General features: G+C 41.5%; 13 protein-coding genes. 12 read left to right on the top strand and 1 reads right to left on the bottom strand.

What is annotated here, in order from left to right:
* Positions 1-13: 13 nt before the first annotated feature.
* Complete coding sequence (locus AACX33_RS08320; protein ID WP_227788944.1) at positions 14-1624, bottom strand: ATP-binding protein; 1611 nt, start codon at positions 1622-1624, stop codon at positions 14-16.
* Between the two features lie 152 nt (positions 1625-1776).
* Here AACX33_RS08320 and AACX33_RS26475 point away from each other — a divergent pair, with 152 nt between their 5' ends.
* From AACX33_RS26475 to AACX33_RS08265, 12 genes are all read left to right on the top strand, one after another.
* Positions 1777-2052 (top strand): transposase, encoded by a 276-nt coding sequence (locus AACX33_RS26475; protein ID WP_227788943.1) that lies wholly within the window; start codon positions 1777-1779, stop codon positions 2050-2052.
* Between the two features lie 115 nt (positions 2053-2167).
* On the top strand, positions 2168-2398 hold the full coding sequence (locus AACX33_RS08315; protein WP_227788942.1) for a hypothetical protein: 231 nt from the start codon (positions 2168-2170) through the stop codon (positions 2396-2398).
* Positions 2399-2419: 21 nt separating this feature from the next.
* The gene (locus tag AACX33_RS08310) at positions 2420-2659 is read left to right on the top strand and encodes a UPF0175 family protein (RefSeq protein WP_063872696.1); all 240 of its coding nucleotides are present in this window, start codon (positions 2420-2422) and stop codon (positions 2657-2659) included.
* Positions 2660-2668: 9 nt separating this feature from the next.
* Positions 2669-2836: a hypothetical protein gene (locus AACX33_RS08305; protein ID WP_227788941.1), complete on the top strand. Its 168-nt coding sequence runs from the start codon at positions 2669-2671 to the stop codon at positions 2834-2836.
* Positions 2837-2927: 91 nt separating this feature from the next.
* Positions 2928-3083, top strand: a complete 156-nt coding sequence (locus AACX33_RS08300; RefSeq protein WP_227788940.1) for a DUF2958 domain-containing protein — start codon at positions 2928-2930, stop codon at positions 3081-3083.
* A 70-nt stretch (positions 3084-3153) separates the two neighbouring features.
* Positions 3154-3435 (top strand): hypothetical protein, encoded by a 282-nt coding sequence (locus tag AACX33_RS08295; protein WP_339406303.1) that lies wholly within the window; start codon positions 3154-3156, stop codon positions 3433-3435.
* A 148-nt stretch (positions 3436-3583) separates the two neighbouring features.
* Entirely contained in the window at positions 3584-3988 is a 405-nt protein-coding gene (locus AACX33_RS08290) for a hypothetical protein (RefSeq protein WP_227788938.1), read from the top strand.
* A gap of 101 nt (positions 3989-4089) precedes the next feature.
* Entirely contained in the window at positions 4090-4320 is a 231-nt protein-coding gene (locus AACX33_RS08285) for a hypothetical protein (protein WP_227788937.1), read from the top strand.
* A gap of 133 nt (positions 4321-4453) precedes the next feature.
* Positions 4454-4714: a hypothetical protein gene (locus AACX33_RS08280; RefSeq protein WP_227788936.1), complete on the top strand. Its 261-nt coding sequence runs from the start codon at positions 4454-4456 to the stop codon at positions 4712-4714.
* A 200-nt stretch (positions 4715-4914) separates the two neighbouring features.
* The gene (locus AACX33_RS08275) at positions 4915-9171 is read left to right on the top strand and encodes a strawberry notch-like NTP hydrolase domain-containing protein (protein ID WP_227788935.1); all 4257 of its coding nucleotides are present in this window, start codon (positions 4915-4917) and stop codon (positions 9169-9171) included.
* Positions 9172-9614: 443 nt separating this feature from the next.
* Positions 9615-10898 (top strand): RNA-guided endonuclease IscB, encoded by a 1284-nt coding sequence (gene iscB / locus AACX33_RS08270; RefSeq protein ID WP_227788934.1) that lies wholly within the window; start codon positions 9615-9617, stop codon positions 10896-10898.
* 236 nt (positions 10899-11134) lie between these two features.
* Positions 11135-12940: an ankyrin repeat domain-containing protein gene (locus AACX33_RS08265; protein WP_227788933.1), complete on the top strand. Its 1806-nt coding sequence runs from the start codon at positions 11135-11137 to the stop codon at positions 12938-12940.
* Positions 12941-13012: the final 72 nt, after the last annotated feature.

The following is a 13012-nucleotide window of genomic DNA, read 5'->3' as shown; positions in this document are numbered from 1 at the left end:
ATGAATTCAAAATTCAACCAAAAATATTGACATTTCCCAGGCTATAGACAGAAGAATCTACGGGACTAGATGGTAGTCCTTGAAGGTCAGCCTTGTTCCGCATGGTTTCAACTTTGTCAGCTTCTCTAATTGCCAGAGGGTTAATATTTTGCCTAGCTGCCAACAAAGATGTAAGTGTAATTTCCAGTGGTGGTAATTCATCTAGTACAAAAGTATCCTGTGGAAACATTTGGCAGAAAGTTGTAGCTGCTGCTCTTTCTACAATGCTTTGGATTTCTGCACCGACACAACGCTGTGTTTCCTTAAGCAATCGCCGCCATTCTTCATCAGTAAAGGGGTTCCCTGTACGGAAACGCTCATCAAATCTTCTCAAGTGAATTTTGAATATTTCGTGTCGTTCTCCGTAATTAGGTAAATCTACCTTGAAAATTTCATCAAATCGTCCACATCTGGTAAGTTCAGGTGGCAATAAGTCTAAATTGTTAGCTGACGCAATAATTAATACATCACTGGTACGCTCTTGCATCCAGGTCAACAGCATCCCTGCCAGCCGTCTGGATAAATCATCATCCCCGGCGAATCCCTTATCAAAGTCGTCTAAATAGAAAATAATCCGGTTGATTCGATCCACCAGCCCCAGTAATTTTTTTAGCTTATATTCTGCAAGATTGCCGTAACTGCGGAAATTGCCCCACTCGACAATAATTAAGGGCGCACCCAAAAGTTGAGAACAAGCTTTTGCCGAGTGCGACTTACCCGTTCCTGGTGGCCCAATCAATAAAACACCCTTGGGTAGTCGTAGATTATAAGCTTTAGCTAACGGTGTAGTCAGTCGTTTGTATTTCTTAAACGATTCCTGCATCAGTTCCAGTCCGCCAACTTCAATCGCCGGGGGCTGAAGAAACTCAACATTGTAAACCCGCTTAAGTAGATTAATTTTGTAAGCAGAAAGTTTTTCAACAGCTGTCAAATTATCGGTGATAACAGAATGGACACCATACTCAATATCTGCAATGTACATTCCTACCGCCGCGATCGCTAAATCATAAATTTCTGATTCACCATAAACTACGGGTAAAATTTGCGGTAAGTAATCCGTGATTTCCTCGACTGTTGGTAATTCCTGAGTGACAGTAGGAACTTGAGCCGCAATATCAGGTGAGAGATTAGCGTTAGGGCCAAGTAGAATAGCTGTTTTGTTCGAGTTGCGATTGTAGAGTTTCAAGTTGATCAAAGCTGATTTAATCCACTCGGAAGTCAGGAAAAAATCAGGGTCATCGGTATCGCCCAACCACGGAAATATCCCTTCCAGGATCACAATGCCTTCCTGGTTGGTAGTTTTCCAGAATCGCAAAATTTCAAAATAATGTTCACGCCTGGATTTAGCAGTGATGGGTTGATATTCTCCTACTAACCGTAGAGTTAATTCACCCTCGTTAATTTGCAATTGATGAAGATGGTCATCTTCCAATGACCACAGATAGCAGTTTATCGCTTGGGCATTGGATTCTCTGGCAATATTGGTGAGTAATCGTACTCTCTCTGGTAATGGAGATTCTAGGGCAATCAGTGGATTTTTCAGGTGTATGAGGTCAAATAGTTGTTGGATTAATCCAAAGTTCATTGGTTACTGAAATTAACTTCCTCGTGATCATAAATTTTGTGTAATTTATTATCTACACCCAAAATTACTAACTTCAACTCATACTTTTGGGTGAGAGAAGTGGCTGAAAGCTCGGAAAATCGTTTAGAACTAAAATTGTTACGCAAAATTCAGTGAAGTATCACTGCAAGGTTAGAGTTGATGAAACAACTGGTAGGTTTCTCAAAAATGGACAATCAAAAAAGAGAGGTTTAAATCGTGCCATCTCTGACGCAAGCTGGGGTGAGTTAATTCTCAAGATTGAGTATCTGGCTGCAAAGCAAGGAAAAGTCGTAATCAGAATTAATCCTCAACATTCCAGTCAAAAGTGCAGAAATTGTGGGCATATTGATAAGTCAAATCGTGATGGCGATAAATTCATTTGCACAGAATGCGGATGTCATAATTGATTACATTATGTAATATAATAGAGAGAGTAAACTGACAAATAAATGTTTGCATCTCACAGATAATTAGCAGATAACCATCCTGTAAGTCCTGATTCAGACAAAAGGAGAATAAATCATGCAAAGTATGAGAGTCAAGTCTCACGTTGGTAATGATGGCATGGTACATATATCTTTACCAGAAATCAAAGATACTGATGTGGAATTAATTATTATTTATAAACCAGTTCAGAAGTTACAAAAGCGTCAATGGTCGGCAGAGTTTCTCAGTACCTATGGATCTTGGCATGGTGAACCTTTAGAAAGAGCGCCCCAAGAAGAACCAACAGAAAAAGAGCAATTTTTCTAATTAACACCAGGAGAATAATCTATGAATTCTATTAATTTACAATTATCATCGGATTTAATTCAAGCAGGTGAGGAAGCTATTCGTCAAGAATTGGCTGTACAATTATATGATCAGAATGTTTTTAGTTTTGGTCAAGCACGACATTTAGCTAATTTATCTGTGTGGGAATTTCAGCAACTTTTAGGACAGAGACAAATTAAACGTCATTATAATGAAATTGATTTATTGGAAGATGTAAAAACAATTCAAGAAGGTTTTTGATTAAAAATTATGACTGTTGTTTGTAACGCTACACCTTTAATTAATTTTGCTGCTATTAATCGTCTGAATATTTTACAAGAAATATTTGGAAAAGTTTTAATTCCTCAAGCAGTTTACCAAGAAACTACAATTTCATCCTTTATTTGGTCGCAATTTATTGTACAAGCCGCTACTTAATTAACTAATGTCCTATTTTCCCTACACTTCCTAAATATTTTCTGGCTACGTAATCGTCTTTTTACCTTTTTTCCTATCTCCTGTTTCATCGATGACTACGGTAATTGCTTTTCCATCTAATGCTGAAGAAGAACTGAGTTATTTCAGCCTCACTGAACTACAAGAATATCGCGGCAGGCTAGGTGTTGATATAGAACGAGACTTACCTTTTCGCCCAACTCCATTATCAAAACTAAGACGAAACTAAGTAGAAAAAGAAGGATCAATTTTAACGATCCTGCTTTCCCCGCTACGCAAATTTTTTTGACAATTTATTTATGGATGCTGTTATGAACCAGCAATCATTTTATTATTCTATAAATCAGGCTGTTTCTGATGGCAGTCAAAGAGAATGGACTTTAGAGGAAATCGATTTCCTGATCAGCAACGTACAGCTACAAGAAGAATTAAACGATTGGTTACAAAATTCGATGAGCGATGGATGTTGGCATCCTGAAAATTACAAGATACTAAAATCTATGACCAGTAGTTTAGCAGCATCATTTGAGCAATCAACTTTAAATTATATTTCAGACGAGGTAGAAGATATTCCATTTTAATGGCAAATAAAAATTTGCTCATTATCTATTTTCTAGAGATTTAATATCCAAGTTGTTGATATTGAGATGTTAAATTAAGCCTCGCACATTTGTACGGGGCTTATGAACGCTATGCGAAATTTCAGTGAAAATATTTTGGACAAAAATAATGGATATTCAAAACATACTCACTCTAGCTATTGAAATTATCTTTTGGGCAATGATTGTTTTAATGCTCAACGATTTTATCAATGGACTTTTCTTGTTACACCCTCAATCTCAATATACCGTGATTTCTGCACAACCCCCTTCACCAGTTGCAGAAACCAAAGATATTGACAAATTTGAACAAATTCCTGACCCTTGGGAGTTGCAAACAGATTGTAAACCCAAAATAGGCGAACCACAAACAGTAGTATTACCATTCCCTACCTTGAGATTACTACCACCTGCACAAGAAATACAACCGCAAACCAAGCGTCGTAGCAAACCCAAGAAATCCGGCGACAGCGTTCAATCAACGGCTAAGACTGAACCTCGCAAGCGCAGTAAACCTCGCAAGAAAAGTGCTTAACTAAACAAACTGTGTACCTATATTTGCAGAAATAGGCGTACAGTTGCGCTCAAAGAATTTGATTAGTTTGAAATTTGACAAGTTTAAATAGGAGAAAAAACATGGAAACTATCAAGATTGTACTCTTAATAGGGTGCGATAAGTGCGGCGATTCAGAATATTTGCAACCTTTTGAATGTTTGTGTGACAAATGTTTGGTTAAATCTATCAAAAAAGACTTGTTAGAGCTAGAAAATCAAAACTATATGTCAGCAGAATTTGCAAGTCATCTAAAGGATAAATCCCAAAATCGCTTGAACGAAATATTGCAAAGACAAGGCTGGCAAGCGTGAATTTAAACACACCTAAACAGAGCGATAAGCAAAGGCGACATAGCTTCGTTTACCGCACACATTAAGCTGTCGCTCTGTTTAGTCAAGTCGCTTTGCTCAAATTCAAAAAAGGTCATTTTAAAAATTTAAGACAATGCAAGCAGCACACTGTGCATTGGTAGTTGCACTGAAATCTGCCCCAGATGACCCAGATTTTGCCATCGCAAGACAACATCTACAAGCAGCGATTGCACTTTCTGACGAGTATCAGAGAATTTACTGGAGTATTTTCTGGAAAACATCACCTGAGAAACTCAAAAGGAAAATACGTTTTCAGTGCCACGAATTAGCATTTGATACCTATTCACACATGATTGAGTTAGCTATTTTGGTAAACAAATATGCGGCTGACTAAACATCTCGCAACATCCCGCCGCCGCAGTCCTGGCAAGAATTTGTTTTCACCCTTAAACGTGCTTTTGAGTGGATTGAACGAGAGCATTCAGCAGAAATCTACCTTAGACAATTGAGTTTGATTTGATAGCTGTTCTGGGCAATTTCCAAAACTACTAAGGCTACGCCAAATTGCAACGAAAAATTAATTTATAAATAAGTATGGTAAGCCAAATCGCTACACAGGCTTCTCTGTTCGACGTACAAACAGTTCTGGATTACGGGCAGTCAATAGTTAGCATTGCTCAAGAACTTACCAAATATCTGATCGATAACCGATCCCTTTCCACCAAAACAATCCAATCGCAGATGAACCGATATTTCCTCGGCACTGCGGCAGAGGGTGCGTGGCAGTGGAAAGATGCATACGAGGCGGTCGAAGTTGCGGCAATTCTATATCTGCGGCAAAAGGGTTTATCTGTAAATCCCCTCCAAGAACTACAACTGCTGGAATCACTTTGCCCGACTCATACCCGCCGTAGCGAAGAACAATTGCAACTACAGCAGTTCTCGACTCCTTTACCACTGGCATACTTGGTAGCATTAGCAGGGCAAATAACCAGCAATGATTTGGTGTTAGAACCATCGGCTGGTACTGGTATTCTAGCGCAGTTCGCCAAGCTCAAAGGTGCAAGTCTGATGCTCAACGAACTAGCAGAAGATCGGGCGAAGATTATCCGGCGACTGTTCCCTGGCGTTCCGTTGTTCTCTGTGAACGCCGAGCAAATTAATGACTATCTGGCGGGTAAAACTCAGCCATCTGTAGTTTTGATGAATCCACCGTTTTCATCATCGCCAGGATTGCGATCGCGGAATCCCGATGCAACCCCTCGGCACATTAATTCAGCGTTACAGAGGCTATGCGATCGCGGACGACTGGTGACAATTTCTGCAAACTGGTTTTCTCCAGCCAATCCCTCTTGGCGAGAGACTTTTGTTAAGTTTCAGGAGAAAGCCAGCGTAGTGCTTTCGGTTGGGGTTAATGGGAAAGTTTACAGCAAGCATGGGACGCAGATGGATACCCGTATTACGGTGATTGACAAAATCCCAGCCGCTAATCCAGCCGACATCCCTTGTATTCCTGAAACCCTCGATTTGCCTGAAATTTTGGCATTGATTGAGCAGTTGCCAGAGCGATCGCAATGGCAGCGTTCAACTATCAAAGCGGTAGCAACGTTCTCTAAGAAAGTCGTTACACTGCCCAAACGTATTACAGTCTCACAACCAGAAACCTCCGCAGAAATCCCAGATGTGGTTATTCTGGAATATGAGGTAATTGAGTGGATTGCCAGCGAAGGTTTAAAGGATGCCCTGTATGAAACCTATCGCCCACAGCGAATCCGAATCAAGGACGCAAAACCACATCCGTCGCTACTGTGCGAAAGTGCAGCACTAGCTCTTGTTTCTCCCCCTGCGCCCACCTACAAACCCCACTTGCCTCAGCACATCATCACTCAAGGCTTGCTATCTGAGGCACAACTTGAAAGTGTGATATACGCAGGTCAAGCCCATTCAGAATTTCTCTCCGGCTCATACTTGGTAGATGATTCGTGGGATAATGTAACTGTAGCAGCAAATAGCGAAGAAAATGCCGTTAGATTTCGCCGTGGCTGGTTTCTCGGTGATGGCACTGGTGCTGGTAAGGGTCGTCAAGTCGCTGGTATCTTACTAGACAATTGGTGTCAAGGACGGAAGAAAGCTATTTGGATTTCCAAGAGTTCCGCACTAATTGAGGATGCCCGACGCGATTGGTGTGCGCTGGGTGGTTCTGAAAAGGACATCATTGACCTCAGCAACATCAAGCTGGGTGATACTATCCCCTTCACACAAGGCATTCTGTTCTGCACATATTCTACATTGCGATCGCAAAAGAACGGTAAAAGTCGGCTTAAGCAGATTGTGGAGTGGGCAGGCAAGGACTTTGAGGGTGCGATCGCCTATGACGAGTGCCACGCAATGGGTAATGCAATGGCACAAGAAGGCAAGATTGGCTTAGTCAAAGCATCCCAGCAAGGGATAGTTGGACTTCGGTTACAAAACGCACTTGCCAAAGCACGGGTAATTTACGTTTCTGCTACTGGAGCTACCAAAGTCTCAAACTTATCTTATACCAATCGTTTGGGACTTTGGCAGACTGGAGACTTCCCATTTACCTCCCGTGAGGATTTTGTGGAATCCATCGAGGGCGGTGGTATTGCAGCAATGGAGGTTGTTGCCAGGGATTTGAAAGCACTCGGTTTGTATTTGGCGCGATCGCTTTCCTTTGAGGGCGTAGAATATGACACATTAGAAATTGAGTTAACATCGACTCAAGAACGTATCTATGACAGTTACGCTGATGCTTTCCAAATTATCCATAACAATCTTTACAAAGCACTAGAAGCGTGTAACATCTCCGGTGCGAAAACATACAACCGCATGGCTAAAATGTCTGCGATGTCTCAGTTTGAATCTCACAAGCAAAGGTTCTTTAACCATTTGCTAACCGGGATGAAATGCCCACAATTAATCAAAGCCATTGAGCAGGATATCGCCCAAGGTCATGCTGTGATTGTACAAATAGTCTCAACAAATGAGGAACTATTGAAACGGCGACTCAATGAAGTTCCCGCTTCGGAGTTGAAGGATTTGAATCTTGACCTAACTCCGCGTGAGTATGTTATGGATTACCTGTTAAGTGCGTTTCCTGTCCACTTACACGAAATTCATTCGGGTGAAGATGGAGATGAACGCTCCGAACCGGCTTTTGATGCCGATGGTTCACCAATTGTATCTCAAGAGGCTGTAGCTTTGAGAGATGCGCTAGTTGACCGATTGGCAAGCCTTAATCCCATCCCTGGCGCTTTAGAACAGTTATTGTGGCATTTCGGTCACAAGCAAGTTGCTGAAGTCACAGGGCGTAGTAAGCGAGTCCTTAAGGATGAAAACGGACGATTATTTGTGGATTCACGGGGTAGTGGAGCAAACATCTCGGAGACTACAGCATTCATGGCTGATGAGAAACAAATACTCATCTTCTCTGATGCTGGTGGTACTGGCAGAAGTTACCACGCTGACCTCAATGCTGTAAATCGTAGACGGCGATCGCATTATCTTTTGGAAGCTGGCTGGAGGGCTGACAATGCTATTCAAGGTGTTGGGCGATCGCACCGCACTAACCAAGCCTCTGCACCAGTGTTCAGACCCGTGACCACCAATGTTAGGGGTGAACGCCGATTCATTTCTACTATCGCTCGGCGGATGGACAGTTTGGGCGCACTTACCCGTGGTCAACGGCAAACAGGCGGTAATGGGATGTTTAATGCCAAGGACAATCTAGAGTCGAACTATGCTGAATATGCTTTATACGAGTTATTCAAGCAGATTTTCCAGGGTCGATTTGCTGAAGTTCCTTTGGGTAAATTTGAGCAAATGACAGGTTTATCTCTAACTTCTCATGAAGGCGGGATGAAAATTGACCTGCCACCCTTGCGTCAATTCCTCAATCGATTGTTGGCCTTGAGAATTGGAATGCAAAATCTGATTTTCGAGCGATTTGAGTTGCTGTTAAGTCAACAAATTGAGATTGCGATCGCTAATGGAATCTTTGAAGTTGGAGTGGAAACACTTCGGGCTGAACGGTTTACCATCGAAAGCCAGGAAGTTGTGTACACTCATTCTGCCACTGGGAGCGTGACCAATTACCTGAAAATTGAGCGAGTTCAACAGAACAACATCAGAACGGCTGAGGAAATACTTGAGTTTGCTACTCAGTACCAAGGACAACTCATGGTGAATGAAAAGTCTGGTAATGCAGCCGTATCAATCCCTACTCACAGTTTCTTCGATGAGGAAGGCGGGGTAGTGCCACGGGTTTTACTTGTGCGACCTCAAAAGGAAATTCGTGTACCTAGAGACAAGCTGGAATCATCAACTTGGCAGCAGGTTTCGGCTGATACATTTGTTGCGGCGTGGTCAAAAGAAGTGGATGAACTACCCAAATTCACAAATGACCATATTCATTTGGTCACGGGCATATTGCTACCCATTTGGAAAATGCTACCTCAGAAGAATAGTCGAGTCTTCAGGCTGCAAACCAGTGATGGCGAGAAAATTCTGGGTCGGGTAGTCAATGCAAAAGATATTCAGTCTGTGGCTGAACAGCTGGGACTGAAGAACAAACTGTTAAGTCCAGGGGAATTGGTTTCGCTGGTGTTAAACGAAGGGTACTCACAGCAATTGCCCGGTGGTGTAACTGTGCGGCGTTCTTACGTTGCGGGTGAACCACGAATTGAGTTAGTTGATGCTTTGCCTTTAGCTGACAGGCTTGTGGCTATTGGATGTTTCACCGAGATAATTCAATGGCGCAAGCGGATATTTATTCCAGCTAATGAGAAAGCGACAGAAATCCTGGCTGCTGTGATTGGGATTCTCCATTAAGACATTGAGCCACTCTGTCAAGCAGAGTGGTTGATTTTTTCTAATTAGAGTGCTATCTAGCCATTTTATTTTCTACACCAAACAAATACTTGTATATTTCATAGGGGAGCAATGCGATTTTGTGAGTTAGGTGCGATTCCTACGGCAACTAAATTATTAAACTAAGAGTCTTATTCATTATCTAATTGGCTTTGCTATGTAAACAACCCACCACCAATTACTGAAAGTAATATGGTGGGGGCTTTTAAAGCCCAAAGTTTACCCGACTAAGTGTTTCGCGCACTACGATTTTCAGGTCATCTCACCTACAAATACGTGATGCCAGTTTGTAGCACTGAGGTTAACAGTTAAACAGGTGTAATGGGTGAAGCCAGTGCTGTTGACGTAACAAGCCTAAAAATCATTGTCCAGGCTCACATTACCCAAGCAATTGGAGGCACAAAATGTGCAAAGTATTTGTAATTGATACTAACAAACAACCACTAAACCCTGTGCATCCAGCACAAGCAAGACAATTATTACGAAACAAAAAGGTAGCAGTATATAGACGATTTCCGTTCACCTTAATTCTGAAGGAATCGTGTTCTGATATTCCTGTGTCTCTACTAAGGTTAAAGTTAGATCCTGGGGCAAAATACACAGGGATTGCATTAGTTAACGATTCAACAGGTGAAGTAGTATTTGCAGCAGAATTAAAGCATAGAGGATTTACTATCCGGGATGCTTTAACTTCGAGAAGACAACTACGTAGAAGCAGAAGAAGTAGAAAAACCAGATATCGTCAACCAAGGTTTTTGAATAGAACTAGACCAGAAGGTTGGTTAGCACCAAGCTTACAAAGTCGCATAGAGAATATCAAAACCTGGGTAAATAGGTTGCAGAAGATTGCCCCAATTCAATTTATCAGTCAAGAATTGGTTAAGTTTGACATGCAACTAATTCGTCGTCCAGATATTCAAGGAAAAGAATATCAACAAGGAGAATTAGTTGGATACGAAACTCGCCAATACCTCTTAGAAAAGTGGCAGAGAGAATGTGCTTATTGTGGAATCAAAGATGTTCCACTTCAAATTGAACACATACACCCTAGAGCGAAAGGTGGTTCAAATTCCATCACTAATTTAACTCTAAGTTGTGAGAAATGTAACACTAAAAAAGGCACTAAAGATATTAATCAATTCCTCAAAAAAGACCCAGTTAGATTGAGTAAAGTCCTCAATCATACCAAAAAACCATTAGCTGATGCAGCAGCAGTAAATACTACTCGGTTTGCACTGCTAGAAACGTTAAAATCAACTGGTTTATCAGTAGAAACTGGTTCTGGAGGGTTGACTAAGTTTAACCGTACCCAACAAGGATTAGATAAATCACATTGGCTAGATGCTGCTTGTGTTGGTACATCAACTCCAATACTCAAAATCAAAGGTATTAGACCTTTGTTAATTACTGCCAACGGGCATGGTTCTAGGCAGTCATGTCGGACTGACAAATATGGATTTCCTAGTCGTCATGTACCTAGACACAAATTTGTCCAAGGTTTTCAAACTGGTGATATTGTCAAAGCTATTGTCACCAAGGGCAAAAAAATTGGTACTTACATTGGCAGAATTGCTGTCAGAAGCACAGGCAGTTTTAATATTTCCACCAAAGATGGTTTAGTTCAAGGTATTTCTTACAAATACTGTACAACAATTCACAAAAAGGATGGTTATGGCTATGCAATCTAGGTGTTGCCCCTCCTTTCCTCTCGCCACCAAGCTGTACAGCTATGGTGGGAGTCTCCAGGAGGGAAGATAGATGAATAATTTGTATGAGTCAAAAATGGAGAGATTGCCACAAGTGGCATTGAATCCTTTAATAATGTCCGATTTGCGTTCTCTGTTTTCCTCACAATCGAAGTTTGGGGAATAGCTGCATTAATAATTTATAAATTTTTTATAGGAAATAAGGAAATTACATCATAATGGCGAAATTTAACTACAAATCATCTCGTTATCTCTTCAAGACAATTTTTCTGATTTCCCTGACTGCTTTGGGAACAATGGTAATGATACCATTTGCTGTTGAATCTAAGGTAGCAAAGAAAACCTTTAATTCCATCTCTCCTTTTTGCAAAGTATTATCGGAAAAATTTAGTCCCTTCGGTGCTGCTCCCGATTTATCAGTAGCATTAGGTAAGGCGATCGCCGAAGGAGGTAATCTGAATCAACCCTGCGATATATTGGGTGAAAAGTGGCTACCGCTCAACGTTTTACTATCCACAGACGAAACAGAAGCACTGGCTGAGGGTTTAATCCAAACTGGGGTAAATGTAAACGCCAAGGATGGGAAAGGAGATACTCCCCTACATTATTTAGGAAAATCTGAGAAAAATGCGCGATTACTTCTGAGTAGAGGAGCAAAGGTTAATGTCCGCAACCAAAATGGTAATACCCCACTCCATAATGTTTTTGGTGAAAAAACGGCTGCTGTAATCAAACTTTTGATAGATGGAGGTGCTAATGTTAATGCTAGAAATCAAGAGCAAATGACACCGCTACATCTTGTTCCCAATTCCGGAAAAGCAGATATTACCGAGCTATTGATTCGCAGTGGTGCGGATATAAATGCCCGTAGCAATCAAAACTGGACACCACTGCACTACGCAGCATCTCATCTAGAAATCGCCAAGAAACTAATCGAAGCAGGCGCGGATCTAACTATCCAAAATCGTCAAGGGGCTGTGATTCACTCTCAGGGTATTGAAACAGCAGTAATACAACTCTTACTAGATCGGGGAGTTGACGTTAATCTCCGCAATGCTCAGGGGCAAACTCCGCTCCACGTACATCGCTTCCAACCCACTTTAGTTAAACTGCTTTTGGAGCGAGGAGCAAAAGTTAACTTACAAGATGCTGAAGGTAAAACCCCTTTATATGATGTTAATCTGGAAGTAGCTCAGTTACTGGTTGCGGCTAATGCAGATTTAAATGTTCAAGATAATTTAAGAAGAACACCTCTGCACCAAGCAGTATTGGAGGAACAAAGTTTTTTTGGACCGGAATTGGTAACATTATTTCTCAGTAAAAATGCTAGGGTTGACCTCAAAGATAAGGAAGGTAAGACTGCTCTAGACTTGGCTCGACAACTTAATAAAACCCAAATCATTAATTTGTTAGAGCAACATATCACAACTAAAAATTCTGCTGGTAGTGGAACAAGCACAACCAAAGCAACAGCAAAACTCCAGCAGTTGCTCAATTCTAAAAACTGGAGTGCGGCCGATCAAGAAACCCGCCGTCTCTTATCACCTCAAAAAGACCTCTTTGGACCGAACGCTGGTACTATACCCCTAGATTTGATTCAAGAGATTGATCGAGCTTGGTTAGTAGCTAGTGATGGACGGTTTGGACTCAGTGTCCAAGCAAAGATTTGGCAAGAGGTAATAGCATCTCATCCGAACAATTCCGAAACTGCCGCCAATACCTTTCGCGATCGCGTCGGTTGGAAACTTCAAGTTCCTCGAACCGAAAACGATTTCATCAGCAGCGACTGGCTGAATGAATCCGAACTCAATTATTCACTGAAGCAAGCTCCTCTCGGACACTTACCCTGGGCTGGTGTTTCAGACGCAGCTGTACTATCGGTTGCAGTTCCTGCCCCTGGAGAAAACTGTGGTAGCTGTACCATCGATGCAATGTTTCTACGAGATGGGCGATTCTATAAATATCTGCCTCAACTTTTTGCACGGGTTAAAATAGCATTGACTATTTCTGTGCCGAAAAAATAATCAGAAGCAAGAAAATGTTGAGCTAGAAGCCAAACTGGACTTTCTTGCTGTCTTGCTAAGGTTTGAGTGAAT

It is taken from the genome of Nodularia sp. LEGE 04288, assembly GCF_963896525.1.
Taxonomy (GTDB): Bacteria; Cyanobacteriota; Cyanobacteriia; order Cyanobacteriales; family Nostocaceae; genus Nodularia.
Note: the sequence above shows the minus strand (reverse complement) of the source record. Positions and strands in the feature narration are given on the sequence as shown.

What these genes read in the sequence shown, in the direction of transcription:
- AACX33_RS08320 (WP_227788944.1), bottom strand. Translation starts at nt 1,624, where the DNA reads ATGAACTTTGGATTAATCCAACAACTATTTGACCTCATACACCTGAAA.
- AACX33_RS08315 (WP_227788942.1), top strand. Translation starts at nt 2,168, where the DNA reads ATGCAAAGTATGAGAGTCAAGTCTCACGTTGGTAATGATGGCATGGTA.
- AACX33_RS08310 (WP_063872696.1), top strand. Translation starts at nt 2,420, where the DNA reads ATGAATTCTATTAATTTACAATTATCATCGGATTTAATTCAAGCAGGT.
- AACX33_RS08305 (WP_227788941.1), top strand. Translation starts at nt 2,669, where the DNA reads ATGACTGTTGTTTGTAACGCTACACCTTTAATTAATTTTGCTGCTATT.
- AACX33_RS08300 (WP_227788940.1), top strand. Translation starts at nt 2,928, where the DNA reads ATGACTACGGTAATTGCTTTTCCATCTAATGCTGAAGAAGAACTGAGT.
- AACX33_RS08295 (WP_339406303.1), top strand. Translation starts at nt 3,154, where the DNA reads ATGGATGCTGTTATGAACCAGCAATCATTTTATTATTCTATAAATCAG.
- AACX33_RS08290 (WP_227788938.1), top strand. Translation starts at nt 3,584, where the DNA reads ATGGATATTCAAAACATACTCACTCTAGCTATTGAAATTATCTTTTGG.
- AACX33_RS08285 (WP_227788937.1), top strand. Translation starts at nt 4,090, where the DNA reads ATGGAAACTATCAAGATTGTACTCTTAATAGGGTGCGATAAGTGCGGC.
- AACX33_RS08280 (WP_227788936.1), top strand. Translation starts at nt 4,454, where the DNA reads ATGCAAGCAGCACACTGTGCATTGGTAGTTGCACTGAAATCTGCCCCA.
- AACX33_RS08275 (WP_227788935.1), top strand. Translation starts at nt 4,915, where the DNA reads ATGGTAAGCCAAATCGCTACACAGGCTTCTCTGTTCGACGTACAAACA.
- iscB (WP_227788934.1), top strand. Translation starts at nt 9,615, where the DNA reads ATGTGCAAAGTATTTGTAATTGATACTAACAAACAACCACTAAACCCT.
- AACX33_RS08265 (WP_227788933.1), top strand. Translation starts at nt 11,135, where the DNA reads ATGGCGAAATTTAACTACAAATCATCTCGTTATCTCTTCAAGACAATT.